This window comes from Paraburkholderia sp. BR10937, assembly GCF_040965695.1.
GTDB lineage: Bacteria > Pseudomonadota > Gammaproteobacteria > Burkholderiales > Burkholderiaceae > Paraburkholderia.
This window is the reverse complement of record NZ_JBFRCL010000003.1, coordinates 99,132-117,812: the sequence shown is the minus strand read 5'-3', so window position 1 is coordinate 117,812 and position 18,681 is coordinate 99,132. Positions and strand designations below refer to the sequence as shown.

The window sequence follows — 18,681 nt, the reverse complement described above, 5'->3', positions numbered from 1 at the left end:
AAGGGGCGAATTCATGCGTGACGCTTCTATCAACCTGCGAGCGTTGCCCGAGCAGCGCGACCTGATCGACCATGCTGCCAGCCTGCTGGGCAAGAATCGCTCTGATTTCATGCTGGAAGCGGCGTGTGAGCGTGCGAAAGCCATTGTGCTGGATCAGGTCTTTTTCAGCCTGGACGAGGCACGCTTCCGCCAGTTCACCGCGTTGCTTGATGCGCCACAGGACACGAATCCGGGCCTTGAGCGCCTGATGGCGGTCAAGGCACCGTGGAAGACCGGCAAGTCGTGAACATGCAGCTTTCGGCACCGCAACCGCTCGCCGCAACGCATCGACTTGATGGGTTCAGTTGTGGCGAGCCATCGCTGGATGACTGGTTGAAGCGACGTGCCCTGACCAACCATCTGAACGGCGCCAGCCGCACCTTCATCGTGGTCGACCCTGACCAATGCGTGCTTGGGTACTACGCCCTGGCGGCGGGGGCCGTCGCACATGAGGAGACCACGAGCGCTGTGCGGCGCAACATGCCTGATCCGGTGCCGGTCATGGTGCTTGCAAGGCTCGCAGTCGATGCCCGTGCCCAGGGCATCAAGCTCGGGGCGTCCCTGCTCCAGGATGCTGTCGCGCGCGTGCACGCCGTCGCCGAGAATGCCGGCGTTCGAGCGTTGCTTGTACATGCGCTAAACGAGCGCGCAAAACAGTTCTATGAACACTACGGTTTTCGGGCGTCGCCTATCCACCCGATGACCTTGATGCTCCCCCTGAGAGCACGCCAGCCATGACGGCATCCTCTACTTCGCGGTACGTCATCTCTTCTGGCAACGGAGTGGGCAACCGCCGGGTGAGATGGTGAACATCGGCGAGCGGCGCATACAGCTCAACTGCACTGGCAATGGCTCTCCGACGGTAGTGTTCGAATCCGGCCTGGGAATTAGCGGTTCGCTGGACTGGTCGGCCGTCCACCCATCCGTCTGGAAGGTCACCCGCGCCTGTTCATATGGTCGCGCAGGAATCATGTGGAGCGACCTCAGCCCAGAAGCACAAGACGCCAGACCGGTTTCGAAACCTCAGCAGTCGTCCAATTTACGTGCTCACGGCGACGGCGCCGTTTACTGCGGCAGCGCTGGCATCGACGCACATAACTGCTGCCCAAGGCCTGCGGGTGAGAGAGAGAGAGAGAGACCCAGCTGCAGAACGATGAGGCTCACCGGGTTCTTGCGCCTTGCGGACGTCGAGAACCAGTGCGCCGTCATGACTCATGGCGTCAAATTTCGGCTCCAGGACTGGAGACCATGACTCGCCTTGAGCACTGTATTCGACGGGATAGCCGTCTTGATGCAGGGTGAAGGTGAGAGCGCGGACGCCCAGCTTGACCTGGCCGAGCGGCTTGTCGAGTTCTCTGTTCAACGAAACAAGGGCCGCGCTGGAGCGAATTCCCCCGTCAACGTCCAGCGTGAGCCGAAAGCTCGCGTTATATTCACCTGAACAAAACACAACGAATTCGTCGTGCCTCTCCTGTTCTGCGGTCATGGTGCGATTTTCCTTGGTGTTGACCATCAGTAGTGGTAGCGGCACGAAACGATATTGATTTGCGTGTTTGCTACTTCGTAGACCAAACGATTCGTTTCATCAATGCGGCGCGACCAAAAACCAGCCAGGCTTTCCTTCAGTGGCTCAGGCCTGGCTACCGCTTTGGCTCGCGCCGGATTTATCGTCGTGTTGCCGACGCACGTTGGAGATGCTTCAGGCTATCCCCGGGCGCCGTCCCAAGCCCAGATTCTGATTGATCGTCCCCGACAGGCAGAAGCCGCGCTCAATGCAGTTCTCGCAGATCCACGGTTTTCAGCAAGCGCCGATGTCGGCAGAATTGGCATGATCGGATACTCGGCGGGTGGCTACACTGCGCTGATTCTAGCGGGAGCGAAACCCGACTTTGCATACGCCAGTGCGTACTGCGCGAACCATGATGATTCGGGATCATGTCCGCGTTCAGCATCCAGCAATGGTACGAACGGCGCCCAAGGTAAAGCGGCCGTCCCCGCTGAACTGGTCGCTTGGCAACCGCCCGTTGACCGCCGCATGAAGGCCCTGGTGCTGATGGATCCGCTGGCGATGATGTTTGAGGCGCATGGCTTGTCCGCTGTGCGTATACCGACGATGCTCTATCGACCGCAGGACGACAGCTATCTTGGTTCTACAAGAAACTCTGTTGCCGTCGTGTCAGGCTTGCCCACACCGCCTGCAGTCCACATCGTGCCAGGCAACCACTTCGTTTTCATTGATCCCTGTCCGGCCTCGGTCGCAGCCAGTGTGACCCTGATCTGCCGGGATGCGCCGCGGATCAATCGCGTGGAGATTCATCGCCAGATCGACCAGGAGGTCGTGGACTTCCTGCGAGCAAATCTATAACTCATCCGGGCTGAGCTGACATGCCCCTGGCAAGCAGCGCAGCGTAGTCGTCGACAGTCTTTGCCAGAGGCAATTGCTGGAACAGCAAGGTGAGGTAACGGTACGGATCGATTCGACAGGCTTTGCAGGTTTCGACGAGAGAGTAAGATTGGCGCTCGCAGTCGCGCCGCCGACAGTGTCCGCGAACAGCCAGCCGCGACGCTTACAGAAGGCCTTCTATAACCGCAAGAACTCGTTATTTGCAGCTTCGCCGCGCGGAGCGAAGGCGGCCGCCACGATGTACTCACTGCTCGGTACGGCCCGCCTGGACCACGTCGAGCCCTATGCGTGGCTCAAGAACACACTCGAGAAATTGCCGTCATATCCAGCCAGTCGGGTGCACGAACTGCTGCCGCTTGCCCGTTAAACGCCCCTCGATTCATGGACATTCTCGAAACACTTCGACAGGCGCCCAGCGCCGAACTCTACCGCCTCTATCTCGCGATCGGCAAAATGCTTGACGACCCCAGACGGATCCTGGAAGTGCGGCAGCGGCTGCACCTCGGGATGAGCGTCGACTACGTCGGCGAGAATCCACTGGAACCGCTATCGCAAGGCACCATCGTTGAGCTTCGGCACACACAGGCGGTCGTTCAGGACAGCCGCAGTCGGCGCCACTGGGCGATTCCCTACGCGGCGATCGTTCCCGACAGGACTGCCCCAGTTGTTCATCCTGAGCCGCCACCGCCGCCGCGCGCAAAACGCGAAGAGTTCGCCATCGGCGACACGGTCGGGTTCACCGACACGCACCTGAACGAGCGCTTTGGCATCATCGTCAGACTGAACGCGAAAACCGCCTCGATCGCGGTAACAGGCTCGGAGGGGCACTGGCGCGTTTCCTACGGCCTGCTGCGGCATATCGTCGATCTGTAAGCCGAGTCAATACCGAATACCGCACGACGTCATGGCCAGGACCAAACCCAACGCGGAACGTGAACATCGCATCGAGATGGAAGTCGTCGTCGACGCGTATACCGAGGAAGAGCGTGCGCTGTCGTGGTACTACTACCTGGAAGAACACCTCTCGTTCCCATTCCAGGCCAATGTTCGCAAGGCGATGGCCTCTTCGCCGCTGCCCGCAGGTGAACAGGTCTCGGTCACCGCGCTCGCTCATGAAGACCTGTGTCGGGTTGGCATCTTCGTCTGGGCCCGGTGGGGCGAACGAGACGTTGTGGCACCGCTGGCCCAGCTTGTTTCGTTGAACAGCGATAAGTCAACACAGGTGGCAGTCGCGGACTGGCATTACTGGCACGATCAAGGTTACGCGTTCTGAGGTTCAGACTTCTGGCGGGTTGCGCAGACGGATACCTTTCAAACTCGGCCAGCAGTGCGCTTTCCGCTTCCCGGAGCGTTTCGGATAGCCGCATCTGATTCCGGCCACCTGTTTTCCATTCGCATCGCCGGTTCCCCGTGTGCACAACTCCGCTGCCCACACCGCAAGGGTGTGGACAGCCGCCCCGAGGGCGGTACCGGAGTTGCACATACTTGAGCTCCTGACGCGCCAGCTACGCCGGCTTGTCCAAGCAAGAAAAACTGCGGAGTCAAACCCGACCGAGCAATGTGAAAAGCCTCGCAAATTCGTAGGCGTAAAAAAAGCGCCCCCAAAGGGGGCGCCTCATCGGAAACTTTCGTTTCCTGATTACGCTGGTCTACTTCTTGAAGTTCGCCACGCCGTCGGTGATTTCCTTGTGGGCGGCTTCGATGCCGACCCAGCCTTCGACCTTGACCCACTTGCCCTTTTCGAGCGCCTTGTAGTTCTCGAAGAAGTGCTTGATCTGGTCCTTCAGGTACTCGGGCACGTCGTCGAGCGACTTGAGGTTGGCCGTCATCGGGCAGACCTTGTCATGCGGGACCGCGATCAGCTTCGCGTCGACGCCCGACTCGTCGGTCATCTGCAGCATGCCGAGTGCGCGCGAGCGCACGACCGAACCTGCCAGCAGCGGGAACGGCGTGATCACGAGCACGTCGACCGGGTCGCCGTCGCCGGAGAGCGTCTGCGGAATGAAGCCGTAGTTCACGGGATAGCGCATGCCCGTGCCGACGAAACGGTCGACGACGAGCAGGCCCAGGTCCTTGTCGGCTTCGTATTTCACCGGATCGCTTTGCGCGGGAATCTCGATGATCACGTTGAAGTCTTGCGGCAGATCCTTGCCGGCGGGGACATTTGCAAAGCTCATGAGCGCTCTCTGTTGAGAAGGGGAAAAATCGACGGCTCGCGCGGAAAAACGGCGCGGAACCGAACGTCGCGGACGTTGGAGGATGGACGCCATTATAGCCAATCGGCCAGGGCGGCCGGGACTTCGGCCCAGGGCTTTCCCGCACGCAGATGAAGCGCCTGCTGAATTGCCGCGCGTAGCGCCCGCAATTGGCGCGATAATCGATCTGCCGGCGCGGCCCGCCATCTGGCGATCCGAGGCACGTTTCGGCGACGTTTCCCGTTTTGCGTTTCCCCTCCCTCGTTTCACCCCCGCTTCACTCCCTATTTACGAGGCGCATGCATGGAAGAAGCGAAGCACTTCATCGGCGGCGAGTGGCAATCGCCCGCCAGCGGCGAGACGCTCGCCGCGATCGATCCCTCCACCGGCCAGCCCTTCGTGCAGCTCGCGCGCGGCAATGCAGCCGACATCGACTCGGCCGTCACGGCTGCACGCAAAGCCTTCGAGGGCGCCTGGGGCGCACTGAGCGCCGCCGAGCGCGGGCGACTGCTGTTCGCGCTCTCGGGCCTGGTCAGCCAGCACCAGGAGGAACTCGCGCAACTCGAAGCGCGCGACACCGGCAAGCCGCTCAAGCAGGCGCGCGCCGACGCCGCCGCGCTCGCGCGCTATTTCGAGTTCTACGCCGGCGCCGCCGACAAGCTGCACGGCGAAACGCTGCCCTACCAGGCCGGCTACACGGTGCTCACGGTGCGCGAGCCGCACGGCGTGACGGGCCACATCGTGCCCTGGAACTACCCGATGCAGATCTTCGGCCGCAGCGTGGGCGCGGCGCTCGCCACCGGCAACGCGTGCGTGGTGAAGCCCGCCGAGGACGCCTGCGTGTCGCTGCTGCGCGTGGCCGAACTCGCGCGCGAAGCCGGTCTGCCCGCGGGCGCGCTCAACATTGTCACGGGGCTCGGGCATGAGGCGGGCGCGGCGCTCAGCGCGCATTCCGGCATCGACCACATCTCGTTCACGGGCTCGCCGCAAACGGGCAAGCTCGTCGCACAGATGGCCGCCGAATACCACGTGCCCGTCACGCTCGAACTGGGCGGCAAGTCGCCGCAAATCGTCTTCGCCGATGCCGATTTCGACGCCGCGCTGCCCGTGCTCGTCGCCGCGATCGTGCAGAACGCCGGGCAGACCTGTTCGGCGGGCAGCCGCGTGCTGATCGAGCGCAGCGCCTACGAGCCGCTCATCGACCGCCTCGCCGCCTCGTTTGGCAAGTTGCGCGTGGGCCCGGCCACTGCCGATCTCGACTGCGGCCCCCTCATCAACGAGAAGCAGCGCCAGCGCGTGCGAGGCTTTCTCGACGAAGCGGCCGCGAGCCGCATCGCCACGGCGGCAAGCGGCAGGCTCGAAGCCGATGCGCCGAGCGGCGGCTTCTACGAAGTCCCGACGCTCCTGCGCGACGTGCCGCCGCAAAGCCGCCTCGCCCAGGAGGAAGTATTCGGCCCGGTGCTCGCGGCCATGCCGTTCGAGAGCGAGGAAGAAGCGCTCGCGCTCGCCAACGGCACGCCTTATGGCCTCGTCGCCGGCATCTGGACACGCGACGGCGCGCGCCAGATGCGTCTTGCCCGGCGCGTGCGCGCGGGCCAGGTGTTCGTCAACAACTACGGCGCGGGCGGCGGCGTCGAATTGCCGTTCGGCGGCACGCGGCATTCGGGACACGGGCGCGAAAAAGGCTTCGAAGCACTCTATGGCTTCACGGTGCTCAAGACCATCGCGATCCGGCACGGCTGAATCATGTCGATAAACATAAACGGAGACACCATGCGACTCAAAGGCAAGACGGCCGTCGTGACGGGCGGCGGCTCGGGCTTCGGCGAAGGGATCGCCAGGACCTATGCGCGCGAAGGCGCGAACGTCGTCATCAACGATCTGAACGGTGACGCCGCCGAGCGCGTGGCGAGCGAGATCGCGCTCGCAGGCGGCAAGGCCATCGCCGTGCAAGGCGACATCACGCGCGAAGCCGACTGGCACGCGCTGCGCGAAGCGGCCATCGAAGACTTCGGCAGCGTGCAGATCGTCGTCAACAACGCGGGCACCACGCATCGTAACAAGCCCGTGCTCGAAGTGAGCGAAGCGGAGTTCGACCGCGTGTACGCGGTCAACGTGAAGGGCCTCTACTGGAGCGTGCGCGCGTTCGTGCCGCACTTTCGCGAGCGCGGCGGCGGCGCGTTCGTCAATATCGCATCGACGGCCGGCATCCGGCCCCGGCCCGGGCTCGTCTGGTACAACGGCAGCAAGGGCGCGATGATCGTGGCCAGCAAGGCGCTTGCCGCCGAGCTGGGCCCCGACCAGATCCGCGTGAACTGCGTGAATCCCGTGATCGGCGATACGGGGCTCACGGCCGAGTTCATGGGCGTGCCCGACACGCCCGAGAACCGCCAGCGCTTCGTCGCGACCATTCCGCTCGGGCGCTTTTCGACGCCGCAGGACGTGGCCAACGCGTGTCTCTATCTCGCCTCGGACGAGGCGGCGTTCATCACGGGCACCTGCATCGAAGTGGATGGCGGGCGCTGCGTGTAGTTGCGCCCGCCAGCTGACCGATCGGTGTTTTCCCCGACAGATACGCGCCGTCGCGCCACGGCGGCGCGTATAGAATGATCGTGCTTTCGCGTCGAATACCCGCCATATCAAGGTGGCAATACAACAAACACGCCAACGAGCAAGATCGCTAAGGAGACACCATGGCCAGTCCAGCGAATCATCTGCCGCAAGCGGGAGCGGGCGCCCCGCCCTCCGCCTTCGAAGAAGCCACGTACCGCAAAGTCGCGTGGCGCCTCATTCCGCTTCTCATGCTGTGTTACGTGGTCGCGTATCTGGACCGCGTCAACGTGGGTTTCGCCAAGCTGCAGATGAGTTCAGCGCTCAATCTCTCCGATGCGGTATATGGCTTCGGCGCAGGCATTTTCTTCGTCGGCTACTTTCTGTTCGAAGTGCCAAGCAATATCATCCTGCATCGCGTGGGCGCGCGCGTGTGGATCGCGCGCATCATGGTCACGTGGGGCCTCGTCTCCATCCTGACGATGTTCGTCACCACGCCGACCATGTTCTACGTGATGCGCTTTCTGCTCGGCCTGTGCGAGGCGGGCTTCTTCCCCGGCATCATCCTCTATCTCACCTACTGGTATCCGGCGCACCGCCGCGGGCGCATGACCACGTGGTTCATGACGGCCATCGCGCTGTCGGGCGTGATCGGCGGTCCGGTGTCGGGCTGGATTCTCAAGTCCTTCGACGGCGCGAACGGCTGGCAAGGCTGGCAGTGGCTGTTTCTGCTCGAAGGGCTGCCTTCGGTGATCGTCGGCGTGCTGGTGTTCTTCGTGCTCGACGACCGCATCGGCCGGGCGAAGTGGCTCACCGAAGAAGAGCGCGCGCTGCTCGAACGCAACATCGCCGCTGAAGATGCCACCAAGGAAGACCCGCCGATCATGACCGTGCTCACGAGCGCACGCGTGCTGGTGATGAGCCTCACCTACTTCTCGTTCGTGATGGGCCTCTACGGCGTAAGCTTCTGGCTGCCCACCATCATCAAGGCGACGGGCGTGAAAGACGCGCTCACGATCGGCCTGCTTTCGGCGATTCCGTTCGCCGCGGCCGTGGTCGGCATGGTGCTGGTGGCGAAGAGCGCCGACCGCACGCGCGAGCGCCGCTGGCACATCGCCGTGCCGGCCGCCATCGGCGCGCTCGGCCTCGTGCTGTCTGTCACGTGGGCGCACGACACCACGCTCGCCATGACGGCGCTCACCATTGCGACCATGGGCATTCTCACGACGCTCCCGCTGTTCTGGAGCCTGCCCACGGCCTGGCTCGCGGGCACGGGCGCGGCGGCCGGCATCGCGCTCATCAACTCGATCGGCAACCTCGCGGGCTTCCTGAGCCCGTATGCGGTGGGCTGGCTCAAAGAGGCCACCAAGGCCAACGACTCAGGCATGTACATGCTCGCGGCGTTCATGATCCTCGGCGGTTTGCTCGCGCTCTCCGCACCGGCGAAGCTCGTGAACCGCTAGACGCCTCACGGCTTCAGCCAAAACAAACGGCCGCCTGTTTTGCAGGCGGCCGTTTTCGTTGCGGCTTCGGATTCGCGGCGGGCTGCTTTACACCACGTTCATCGACAGTGCGCTTTCGCGGTAGTGCGACGCCGCCTTCTCGCCGTCGCCGAGCTGCTCGTGCAGGCGCGCGAGCGCGCGATGCGAGCGGATCTTGAGCGGCTCGTTCTGCGTGGCGTCGGCGGACTTGAGGGCGGCTTCGAGGAACGACTGCGCCTTGCCCCACAGTTGCTGCTTCAGGCACAGACGGCCCAGCGCGAACAGCAGGTCGCCGTCCTCGGGACGCTCCTTGCGCCACGCCTCGGCCTTCTGGATGAGCGGTAGCGCGTCGCTGCCTGCGGTATCCGGATAGCGGCGCAGCAAACGCGCGTCCCAGTTCTGCGCGAGCGCTTCCTCGACGATCTTGCGTGCGTCGGCCTGGCGATCGAGCGCGATCAGCAGTTCGGCGGCGCAGTCGGCGAGACGCGGCGAGTGACGCTCGACGTTCGAGAGCGACTGCCACAGCTCGAGCAGCGCATCGGCGTTGTGACGACGGTCGCGCAGCAGATTTTCCGCCGCGAGCTGGCGCAGGCGCACGGCCACGGCCGGGTGCAACGCCTCGCGCTTTTCCAGCGTCTTCACGAGCTTGAGCACTTCGCTCCAGTTCTTGAGCTGCTGCTGCGCGCGCAGTGCGATCTGTTGCGCGTGGATGCGGCGGCCGCCCTGCGTGCGCATCTCGGTGAGTGCAGCGAGCGCGCCATCGGCGTCGCGGCCGTCGGCGCGCATGTCGGCGGTGGCCATGAGGCGCGCTTCCTGGAGGTCGGGGTCGTCGACCTGGGTGAGCCATTCGTCGCGGCGCGCGTATTCATGCAGACGATGCGCGGCCGTCGCGGCGATCAGGCCCGCGGCGCTCGTATTCTTCGCGTCGGCGAGCGAATCGCGGGCGGCTTTCTCGGCGCGCGAGAAGCGGCCCGCGTAGAGATTGCCCACGGCGTCGCGCAGTGCGGCGTGCGCCTTCTCGGCGCGCATGCGCGCGCGGTAGGCGGCCACGCGGCGCGGCATCGTCACGATGTTGCGCGCGAATCGCAGGATCGCGTACAGCAGCAGGAACGCCACCACGATGCCGACCACGAACAGGTTGAGCGAGACGTCCACGCGATACGGCGGATAGACGAGCAGCACCTGCCCGGTGTCGAAGCGCCCGACGGTCGCGAGCGCGACGGCAATCGCGAAGAGCAGCGCGAGCCAGAGGAGTCCACGGATCGCCATGTCTTACCCCCGGCTCCGGTATTGCTGGATCGCCTTCAGGCTCGTATCGAGCGTGGGCAGCGCAACGGCGGCCGAGCCGTCGTTCACTTCCTTGAGCAGCCCGCGCACGGTTTGCGTGTCTTTCGACGCGCCGTCGAAGTAGCGTGCGAGCGTGGCGTCGGCGGCCGCGAGGTCGGATTTGAGCGTTTCCTGGTTGCGCGAGAGCAGCGAGAGGCGCGCCGACAGCAGACGCAGCTTCAGGTTCTCACGCACGAAGTAGCCTTGATCGGGCGACACCAGCATGGCATCCGCGTTGTCGATGCGGCGCACCTGCACGAGGCTCGCGATCTGCTTGCCCACGCCGTCGACGAAGGTGTTGATCCACACCCTCCATTTCGGCTGCCTGGTCGCCGCTGCGACCTGGGCGATATCGGCAGGCTGCGCAGCCTCGGGCTTCGTATGCGCGACGATCGCCTCGCCCGAAAGCGGCAGCGAGTCGATCTGGCCGAGCGCGGTGTCGAGCTTGATGGCGAGACCCGTGAGGTCCGTGGACGGCGCGGCCTTGAGCTTGTCGATGTCCTGCGCGATCGCCTTGCGCACGGCGATGGCCTGCGCGTTGTCCGAGGCGGCGAGGCGCGTGTCGGCACTTTGCAGCGCGAACAGCGCGAGCTGCGTGTTGCCCGTGAGCTGGAGCTGTTCGCTCGCGCTCGACAGCATCTGGCCGACTTCGGCGAGCGTCCAGTCGTCGCGGCTCTTCGACAGATCGGCGTATTGCTGCGCGAGCGCCTGCTGCGAATTCTGCGCGTCGGCGATCTTGCCTTCGAGCTGGGCGATCTGCTTGTCGATCTGCTGTGCGCCCGCAACGGCCTGGTCGGCGCGCGCACGCAGCGCGGCGGTCTGCTGCTCGCTCGCCTGCTGGCGTTGAATGGCCTGCATGCCGAGGTTGTCGACCTTGCGATTGAGGAAATAGCCGCCTGCGCCCGAGCCCGCCGCGACCAGCACCAGGACGAGCCACAGCAGCGCCGAGCCCGCGCCGCGCCGCCCGTTGCCTGCGCCCGGCGGCGGCGTCAGCGGCGCGGAAGAGCCCGCGCCCGACGAAGCATACGAAGGCCGCGCCGATGCGCTGCCCGATGCCGACGCGCCCGTCGCGACGGCGCCCTGGTTAGCTGTGCTGCTTGAGTTGTTCGAATCTGTCATGCGTGGGTTGGCCGGCGCCTGGGCCGGAGTGTTCTGAACCGGTTGAACAACGGAAGAAGCGAGGCCTAGCAGCGTCTCGACGATGCGTTCGTCGCCCGCGCCGGGCACCGTAATCCTATCAAAACCCATTGAGCGCGCCGTCTCGGCGATCCGCGGGTGCGGCGCGACGAGCGGCGCATGACGCAGCTCGACGATCTCGCCCGCCGTGAGGTGCTCGCGCGCGAGTTCGTCCAGGTTGCGCACGCCTTCGGAGCTCGTGACGAGCCACGCGTGCGGCGCGCCTTCGAGCAGCGCGTGCACCTGGGTCCAGGCGGCGATCGGCGGTTCGGGCACGATGCGGCGGTAGGCCGCCACGGTCTCGACTTCGGCGCCCGCTTCGCGCAGACGCTCGGCGAGCCACTCGCGTCCGCCGTCGCCGCGCACGATCAGGACGCATTTGCCCGCGAAGGCGTCCACGCCGAAGGCCTTTTCGAGCGCCGCGTAGAGCGACTCCGAATCGAAACGCGCAGGCTCTTCGTCCCCCGCGCCCGCGGGGCTCACCACGCGATGGTCGGGTGCCGCCACGCCGTGCCGCTCGAGCGCGGCCACGCTCGCCGGGCCGACCACGGCCACGGGCAGCGCGGGCGGCCAGATCGACGAGACCGAGGCATAGCACGCGAACGCGCGATCGACGGCGTTCGGCGAAACGAACACGACGAGCGCATAGCGTTCGAGCGCCCCGAGCGCGGCGCGCAGCGGCGCTTCGTCAGTCACGGGCGCAATGGCGATGAGCGGGAAGTCGAGCGTGCGCATGCCGTGCTGCGCGAGTTGCCCGGCGAGACCATCCGACTGACCGGCCGGCCGGGTAATCACGACGGTGAATGGCTTACCGTCACCATTGCCACCGTTGCTGTTATCGCCGCTTGCCGTCGACGCGCGCTTCGCGCCGGCGGAGGCGTCGCCCGGACCGCCCCAGTCGTCGGGCTGGCTGGGGTTGCCGTACGGGTGCCTGGGGCCGGCCATCATCTGGAGGCCGGGCCTTCGCCCGTGCCGGTTGGGTTGTGGGCGGCGGCGCCGCTGGCGGGCGCCGTATTCGGGCCCTCAGCGGCCTGCGCCGCGTCTGCGAGTGCGCGCACGATCTCGAGCGCGCCCTGCGCGATGAGGTCGTCGGCAACGCGGCGGCCGAGCGCCATGGCATCGTCGAGCGTGGACACGGCGCTGGCCTCCTGCGCGGCGAGCACACGGTTCGCGTCGGGCGTGGCGATCGTGCCGCGCAGCGCAAGCTTGCCGTCGTGCCACTGCGCATAGGCCGCGAGCGGCACCGTGCAGCTGCCGCCCAGTGCGCGCGAAACCATGCGTTCGGCTTCGACGGCCTTCGCGGTGGCGTCGTCGTGCAGCGGCGCGAGCCATGCGGCGATATCGGCGCGATCCGCGCGGATCTCGATGCCGAGCGCGCCCTGGCCCGCCGCCGGCAGGCTGTCTTCGGGCTCGATGAGCGCGCGGATACGCGCGCCGAGGCCAAGGCGCTTCAAGCCCGCAGCCGCGAGAATGATGGCCGCGTAATCGCCGCGGTCGAGCTTGGCGAGGCGCGTGTCGAGATTGCCGCGCAACGGCTTGACGTCGAGGTGCGGATAGCGCGCGCGGATCATCGACTCGCGGCGCAGGCTCGACGTGCCCACCACGCTGCCCGCCGGCAACGCGGCGAGCGAGTCGTAGTCGTTGGAGACGAACGCGTCGCGCGGGTCCTCGCGCTCCATGATGGCCGCGAGCGTGAAGCCTTCGGGCAACTCCATCGGCACGTCCTTGAGCGAGTGCACGGCGAGATCGGCGCGGCCCTCGGCGAGCGCCTGCTCCAGTTCTTTCACGAACAGACCCTTGCCACCCACCTTCGAGAGCGTGCGGTCGAGAATTTGATCGCCGCGTGTCGTCATTCCAACAATTTTCACGTCGCAGGCTGGATATAATTTGTGCAGCGCAGCTTGCACATGCTCGGCCTGCCACATCGCGAGGCGGCTCTCCCGCGAAGCGATCACCAGGGTGCGGGGCATGGGCGCGGATAACGTCTCGGAGTTCATGGCAAGTACATCGAATGACGGGATGAAAAGCAGGATCGGATAACAGGCAATGTTAGCACGCGCCCTTTTTACCGCCTCCCCGCAGGGACAGGCTGACAAGGCGCGGGCGGCGGCAAGGAAGAGACCCAGGCGTTGCAGCGGCGCTTGCTGTACCCATCGTAGGCAAACTGGCGCGCGTCTGGCATGCGACTGGCACATACGCGGCCCGCGCGGCCCCGGCCACCGCCGCGGCGCCGCTTCGGCTTGCGCCCGCCCTCGCAGCGGCGCACTCTCCCGCAAGGCCTGCACCCGGTGCACCGCCATTGGCGGGCCGCGCCGTCTCTGCCCTATCCGCACGGCTCGCGCAGGGTGGCACCTTCCACCCTCTCCAGGTTGCACCCGCAGTACACGGCCCGGCACGCGCCGCGGCCATGCAGTTGGCAGTTCTCCGACTAACCTGCCCATATCCTGGCAAGCCTCAAGGAAAACATCGTGAAGTCTTCAGGCTCGGCGCGCGCAGAGCGCCGCAACACCGCATCGCAGAACGCAACTTCGAAGGCCGCATCGGCCACGCCGTTCACCAAACCGGCGAAAACGACGAAGACCACGAAGACCACGAAATCCACGACGACCAAACCGGCCGCCGAGGCTGTCAAGGCGGCGAAGACGCCGAAGGCCGAAAAAGCGACTAAGGCCGCGCAGGCGGCGAAGGCTCCGAAAACGCCCTCCGGCGCGCCGCGCAATGGCCGCGCGCGCGACGACAAGGACCAGCCGCTCTTCGAAGACATCCGCTATCTGGGCCGCCTGCTCGGCGAAGTGCTGCGCGAGCAGGAAGGCGACGCCGTGTTCGACGTCGTGGAATCCATTCGTCAGACCGCCGTGCGCTTTCGCCGCGAGGACGACAACGCCGACGCGCTCGCGCTGGAAAAGCAGCTGCGCGCGCTCTCGCCCGAAGAGACCGTGACGGTCGTGCGCGCATTCAGCTACTTCTCGCATCTCGCGAACATCGCTGAAGATCGCCACCGCAACCGCCGCCGCCGCATTCACGACCTCGCGGGCTCGGCGCCGCAGGCGGGCACTATCGCGCATTCGCTCGAACGTCTCGCGCTGGCGGGCGCGGCCGCGACGCCGGTGCTCCAGCAGTTCTTCAACGACGCGCTGATCGTCCCCGTGCTCACCGCGCACCCCACGGAAGTGCAGCGCAAGAGCACACTCGACTCGCAGCACGACATCGCGCGCCTGCTCGCCGAGCGCGACCAGCCGCTCACGCATCGCGAGCTCGAGCACAACGAGTCGCTCCTGCGTGCGCGCGTAACCTCGCTCTGGCAAACGCGCATGCTGCGCGACTCGCGCCTGACCGTGGGCGACGAAATCGAAAACGCGCTTTCGTATTACCACACGACCTTCCTCACCGAGATCCCGGCGCTCTATAGCGAGATCGAAACGCAGCTGAAGGAGCACGGTCTTTCGGCGCGCCTGCCGGCGTTCTTCCAGATGGGCAGCTGGATCGGCGGCGACCGCGACGGCAACCCGAACGTCACCGCCGCCACGCTCGAAGAGGCGAGCGAGCGCCAGGCGCAGGTGATCCTGCAGCACTACCTCGACGAAGTGCACCGCCTGGGCGCCGAGCTTTCGGTGTCGAACCTGCTCGCGGGCGCAAGCGAGGAGCTGCAGGCGCTGGCCGAAGCCTCGCCCGACCAGTCGCCGCACCGCGTGGACGAGCCGTATCGCCGCGCGCTGATCGGTGTGTATACGCGCCTCGCCGCGAGTGCTCGCGTGCGGCTGGGCGAAGGCGTGGTGGCCGTGCGCAGCGCGGGCCGCAACGCCGCGCCCGTGCGCGCCAAGCCCTATGCCGATGCGGACGAGTTCTCGCGCGACCTGCATATCCTGATGGATTCGCTCGCCGAGCATCACGGCGCGTCGCTCGCCACCACGCGGCTTGCGCCGCTCATGCGCGCCGTCGATGTGTTCGGCTTCCATCTCGCCTCGATCGATCTGCGCCAGAGCTCGGACATCCACGAAGCCGTGATTACGGAGCTGCTCGCGCGCGCCGGCGTCGAGGCCGACTACGCGGCGCTTTCCGAAAAAGACAAGCAGATCGTGCTGCTCGCGCAGCTCGCCGATCCGCGCACGCTGCGCTCGCCGTACCTCGACTATTCCGAGCTCGTGAAGAGCGAGCTGGGTGTGCTGGAAATGGCGCGCGTGACGCGCGAGAAGTTCGGCGCGCGCGCGGTGCGCAACTACATCATCTCGCACACCGAAACGGTTTCCGACCTGCTCGAAGTGATGCTGCTGCAGAAGGAAACCGGCCTGATGAGCGGACGCCTCGGCCACGCGGAAGACCCCGCGAAGGCCGCGCTGATGGTGATCCCCCTCTTCGAGACGATTCCCGACCTGCGCCACGCGCCGGGCATCATGCGCGACCTGCTCGCGCTGCCGGGCATCGACGGCATCGTCGAGCACCAGGGCAACGAGCAGGAAATCATGCTCGGCTACTCGGACAGCAACAAGGACGGCGGCTTCCTCACCTCGAACTGGGAGCTGTACCGCGCTGAGCTGGCGCTCGTCGCGCTGTACAAGCAGCGCGGCATCACGCTGCGTCTGTTCCACGGCCGCGGCGGCACGGTGGGCCGCGGCGGCGGCCCGACCTACAACGCGATCCTCTCGCAGCCGCCGGGCACGGTGGAAGGCCAGATCCGCCTGACCGAGCAGGGCGAAGTCATCGCGAGCAAGTTCGGCAATCCTGAGATCGGCCGCCGCAACCTCGAAACGGTGATCGCCGCGACGCTCGAAGCGACGCTGCTGCCGATGGGCGGGGCGGGCAACGCGCCCGATCAGCTGCCCGCATTCGAAGAGACGATGCAATCGCTCTCCGACGCCGCGATGGCCGCGTACCGTGCGCTCGTCTACGAGACGCCCGGCTTCACCGAGTACTTCTTCGCCTCGACGCCGATCACGGAAATCGCCGAGCTGAACATCGGCAGCCGCCCGGCCTCGCGCAAGCTGCAGGACCCGAAGAACCGCAAGATCGACGATCTGCGCGCGATTCCGTGGGGCTTCTCGTGGGGCCAGTGCCGCCTGCTGCTCACGGGCTGGTACGGCTTCGGCAGCGCGCTCGCCTCGTATCTCGACGATGCGGGCAGCGACGCCGAGCGCGCGCGCCGTCTTGCGATGTTCAAGAAGATGTACAAGACCTGGCCGTTCTTCTCGAACCTGCTCTCGAACATGGACATGACGCTCGCGAAGACCGACCTCGCGGTGGCCTCGCGCTACGCGCAGCTCGTCGCGGACAAGAAGCTGCGCAAGCTCGTGTTCGAGCGCATCGTGGCCGAATGGGAGCGCACGACGAAGGTGCTCGGGGAGATCACGGGCGCCCCCGAACGGCTCGCCGACAACCCGCTGCTCGCGCGTTCGATCAAGAACCGCTTCCCGTATCTCGATCCCTTGAATCACTTGCAGGTGGAGCTGATCAAGCGCTATCGCGCCGGCGACCCGAGCCCGCGCGTGCGGCGCGGTATTCATCTGACGATCAACGGGATTGCGGCGGGGCTGCGCAATACGGGTTGAGCGTTCGCGCTGCGCGCATGTGCAAACGGCGTCGTGCCCCCGCGGTCACGACGCCGTTTTTTATTGCCTCTGGCGAGTGTCAATCGCGCCGCGTCGCCTCGATCATCAGGGCGTCGAGCTTGAACGACGAATCGCTCTGCACATCGAAGTATTGGCGCACTTCATCGGGCGCGCGCTCCCACATCGAGCGGATCGCCGTCACGCGCTCCGGGGGCGTGCGCATGCGCGCGACCCACGTATCGAAGTCGAGCGCGATACGCCAGCGCTCGCTCACCTTCGCGTCGAAGCCGGCGGCGTCGAGCATCGCGAGCCACTCGTCGGCGCGGTAGTCGCGAATGTGCGACGCATCGCGCAACAGTTCGATCGCCTGAATATGCGTGTCGTAAAGCGGATCGTCGACGCCGGCGATGTCGATGAACTTCAGCCGGCCGCCCGGCTTGAGCACGCGGTGCACTTCGGCCAGCGCCTGCGGCACGTCGCGCCAGTGGTGCGCGCTCATGCGGCTCACGGCCCAATTGAAGCTCGCGTCGGCGAACGGCAGCGTTTCCGCCGCGCCCTGCTGCGTGCGCACGCTCGTCAAGCCACGTTCCTTCGCGGCAGCCTCGACCGTGGCGAGCATCTGCGGGGCGATGTCGTAGGCCACGACTTCGCGCACGTGCGGCGCAACGGCAAAGCTCGCGTGGCCCGCGCCGCAGCCCATGTCCAGCACCGTCGCATTGCCGCAGGTGGCCGCGAAGGTCGCAGCGAGGTCCTCCAGATCCGCGCCGCTCGCGTGGACCTGGCTCGTGAGGTAGGCGGCGGCGGTCGAGCCGAAGGCGTCGGCGACCTGATCGTGATGCTTCATCGCATGCTCCTTTTGCGGGTTCTTATGCGGTGCTTGATGTGGGGGCGCGAAGCGGCGAGCGCGACGCGCCGCGGCTTTTGGAATCTCCGGGCGGGTTGACGTGGCGGCCCGTCGCCGCGTCAGACGCTACAATAGAGGCCGTTTTGTACCAGTACAAGTTAAGCGATTATTCTGGTATCGCCGCCACTAGCCCCACACCCATGAGCCTCGACACGCCCTCCCCGGCTTCGCCCGCCAACGCCGGCAAAACCCTCGACGCGACGCCCGCCCGCGCGCTGGGCGAATTCATCCGCGCCCATCGCGAACGTCTTTCGCCGGCCGAGGTCGGCCTGCCGCCGGGCCCGCGCCGCCGCACGCCGGGCCTGCGCCGCGAAGAAGTCGCGCAGTTGTGCGGGGTGAGCCCGACCTGGTACACGTGGATCGAGCAGGGCCGCCCCGTTTCGGCCTCGGCGGACGCGCTTGCGCGCATCGCCGTCGCGCTGCGGCTCTCGCGCGCCGAGCGCGCCTATCTGTTCGAGCTGGCCGCGCAGCGCGACCCCGCCGAGCCCGATCCGGCCACCGCCGCGGACGCGCCCGCCACGCTGCTGCAAACGGTCAAGCTCGTGGACGCCCCCGCCTACGTGCTCGACCGCCAGTGGACCGCGCTCGCCTGGAATGCGCATGCGGCGGACCTCTTCACGGGCTGGCTCGACGGCGAGCATGACCGCAACCTGCTGCGCTTCACGTTCACCGAGCCGCTCGGGCGCGAGCTGATCGTCGACTGGGAAACGCGCGCGCGGCGCCTGGCCGCCGAGTTCCGCGCCGACTCCATCCGCCACCTGAACGACGCGCCCACGCGCGCGCTGATCGACTCGCTGATCGCCGCGAGCGACGAGTTCGCGCGCTTCTGGGCCTCGCAGGACGTGTTCGAGCGCGAGGGCGGCCGGCGCGAATTCAACCATCCGCGCCACGGCCGCATCGCCTACGACCAGATCACCTTCAAGCCCGCGCACCGCGAAGATCTCAAGCTCGTGGTGCTGGTGCGGCTCTGAGCGGCGCGGGCCGCCTGGCGGCGTTGTGGCAGACCGCCAATGTTAAAATCGTGATCTTTCCCGCCGTGCGTGGCGCCATGCGCCGCGCGGCA

At 66.2% G+C, this 18,681-nt stretch carries 17 protein-coding genes and 1 pseudogene; 10 read left to right on the top strand and 8 right to left on the bottom strand.

What is annotated here, in order from left to right; all coding sequences use genetic code 11:
* The first annotated feature begins 13 nt into the window (after positions 1-13).
* Both AB4Y44_RS04000 and AB4Y44_RS03995 read left to right on the top strand, forming a co-directional pair.
* Positions 14-286 carry a DUF1778 domain-containing protein gene (locus tag AB4Y44_RS04000; RefSeq protein WP_069265413.1) on the top strand — a complete coding sequence of 91 codons (273 nt, stop codon included), beginning with the start codon at positions 14-16 and terminating at the stop codon, positions 284-286.
* Complete coding sequence (locus tag AB4Y44_RS03995; protein ID WP_368698770.1) at positions 283-777, top strand: GNAT family N-acetyltransferase; 495 nt, start codon at positions 283-285, stop codon at positions 775-777. Before AB4Y44_RS04000 ends, AB4Y44_RS03995 begins: the two co-directional genes overlap by 4 nt.
* A 301-nt stretch (positions 778-1,078) precedes the next feature.
* Here AB4Y44_RS03995 and AB4Y44_RS03990 read toward each other — a convergent pair whose 3' ends face one another.
* The 3 genes and pseudogenes from AB4Y44_RS03990 to AB4Y44_RS03980 form a co-directional block, all read right to left on the bottom strand.
* On the bottom strand, positions 1,079-1,525 hold the full coding sequence (locus AB4Y44_RS03990) for a hypothetical protein (RefSeq protein ID WP_368698769.1): 447 nt from the start codon (positions 1,523-1,525) through the stop codon (positions 1,079-1,081).
* A 26-nt stretch (positions 1,526-1,551) separates the two neighbouring features.
* Entirely contained in the window at positions 1,552-1,707 is a 156-nt protein-coding gene (locus AB4Y44_RS03985; RefSeq protein ID WP_342921078.1) for a Txe/YoeB family addiction module toxin, read from the bottom strand.
* A 698-nt stretch (positions 1,708-2,405) separates the two neighbouring features.
* Positions 2,406-2,605: pseudogene (locus tag AB4Y44_RS03980) on the bottom strand (transposase domain-containing protein); the annotation flags it as partial.
* Positions 2,606-2,681: 76 nt separating this feature from the next.
* On the opposite strand from AB4Y44_RS03980, the gene AB4Y44_RS03975 reads away from it, so the two are divergent.
* The 3 genes from AB4Y44_RS03975 to AB4Y44_RS03965 are packed head-to-tail and all read left to right on the top strand — an operon-like array spanning position 2,682 to position 3,716.
* Positions 2,682-2,810 carry a transposase domain-containing protein gene (locus AB4Y44_RS03975; protein ID WP_368698821.1) on the top strand — a complete coding sequence of 43 codons (129 nt, stop codon included), beginning with the start codon at positions 2,682-2,684 and terminating at the stop codon, positions 2,808-2,810.
* A 14-nt stretch (positions 2,811-2,824) separates the two neighbouring features.
* On the top strand, positions 2,825-3,316 hold the full coding sequence (locus AB4Y44_RS03970; protein WP_368698768.1) for a hypothetical protein: 492 nt from the start codon (positions 2,825-2,827) through the stop codon (positions 3,314-3,316).
* Between the two features lie 31 nt (positions 3,317-3,347).
* Positions 3,348-3,716 (top strand): calcium-binding protein, encoded by a 369-nt coding sequence (locus tag AB4Y44_RS03965; protein WP_069265418.1) that lies wholly within the window; start codon positions 3,348-3,350, stop codon positions 3,714-3,716.
* A gap of 376 nt (positions 3,717-4,092) precedes the next feature.
* Here the strand turns inward: AB4Y44_RS03965 and ppa are convergent, their stop codons facing one another.
* On the bottom strand, positions 4,093-4,620 hold the full coding sequence (gene ppa, locus AB4Y44_RS03960) for an inorganic diphosphatase (protein WP_069265419.1): 528 nt from the start codon (positions 4,618-4,620) through the stop codon (positions 4,093-4,095).
* A gap of 321 nt (positions 4,621-4,941) precedes the next feature.
* Here ppa and AB4Y44_RS03955 point away from each other — a divergent pair, with 321 nt between their 5' ends.
* From AB4Y44_RS03955 to AB4Y44_RS03945, 3 genes are all read left to right on the top strand, one after another.
* Positions 4,942-6,381, top strand: a complete 1,440-nt coding sequence (locus AB4Y44_RS03955; RefSeq protein ID WP_368698767.1) for an aldehyde dehydrogenase family protein — start codon at positions 4,942-4,944, stop codon at positions 6,379-6,381.
* A gap of 30 nt (positions 6,382-6,411) precedes the next feature.
* The gene (locus AB4Y44_RS03950) at positions 6,412-7,170 is read left to right on the top strand and encodes an SDR family oxidoreductase (protein WP_069265421.1); all 759 of its coding nucleotides are present in this window, start codon (positions 6,412-6,414) and stop codon (positions 7,168-7,170) included.
* A gap of 161 nt (positions 7,171-7,331) precedes the next feature.
* The gene (locus AB4Y44_RS03945; protein WP_342920937.1) at positions 7,332-8,651 is read left to right on the top strand and encodes an MFS transporter; all 1,320 of its coding nucleotides are present in this window, start codon (positions 7,332-7,334) and stop codon (positions 8,649-8,651) included.
* Positions 8,652-8,738: 87 nt separating this feature from the next.
* On the opposite strand, the gene AB4Y44_RS03940 is transcribed toward AB4Y44_RS03945, so the two are convergent.
* From AB4Y44_RS03940 to hemC, 3 genes are read right to left on the bottom strand one after another with little or no spacing between them, the layout of a single operon-like run.
* Positions 8,739-9,938 carry a heme biosynthesis protein HemY gene (locus tag AB4Y44_RS03940; protein WP_342920936.1) on the bottom strand — a complete coding sequence of 400 codons (1,200 nt, stop codon included), beginning with the start codon at positions 9,936-9,938 and terminating at the stop codon, positions 8,739-8,741.
* 3 nt (positions 9,939-9,941) lie between these two features.
* Positions 9,942-12,119, bottom strand: a complete 2,178-nt coding sequence (gene hemDX, locus AB4Y44_RS03935) for a fused uroporphyrinogen-III synthase HemD/membrane protein HemX (RefSeq protein WP_368698766.1) — start codon at positions 12,117-12,119, stop codon at positions 9,942-9,944.
* Positions 12,116-13,168, bottom strand: coding sequence for a hydroxymethylbilane synthase (gene hemC, locus AB4Y44_RS03930; RefSeq protein WP_368698765.1), 1,053 nt, complete (start codon positions 13,166-13,168; stop codon positions 12,116-12,118). The genes hemDX and hemC overlap by 4 nt, the downstream gene beginning before the upstream one ends.
* 471 nt (positions 13,169-13,639) lie before the next feature.
* Between hemC and ppc the strand changes: the two genes are divergently transcribed.
* Complete coding sequence (ppc, locus tag AB4Y44_RS03925; protein WP_368698764.1) at positions 13,640-16,714, top strand: phosphoenolpyruvate carboxylase; 3,075 nt, start codon at positions 13,640-13,642, stop codon at positions 16,712-16,714.
* A gap of 79 nt (positions 16,715-16,793) precedes the next feature.
* Here ppc and AB4Y44_RS03920 read toward each other — a convergent pair whose 3' ends face one another.
* Entirely contained in the window at positions 16,794-17,558 is a 765-nt protein-coding gene (locus AB4Y44_RS03920) for a class I SAM-dependent methyltransferase (RefSeq protein ID WP_368698763.1), read from the bottom strand.
* 200 nt (positions 17,559-17,758) lie between these two features.
* Between AB4Y44_RS03920 and AB4Y44_RS03915 the strand changes: the two genes are divergently transcribed.
* On the top strand, positions 17,759-18,589 hold the full coding sequence (locus tag AB4Y44_RS03915) for a helix-turn-helix transcriptional regulator (RefSeq protein WP_342920931.1): 831 nt from the start codon (positions 17,759-17,761) through the stop codon (positions 18,587-18,589).
* The last annotated feature ends 92 nt before the right edge of the window (positions 18,590-18,681 follow it).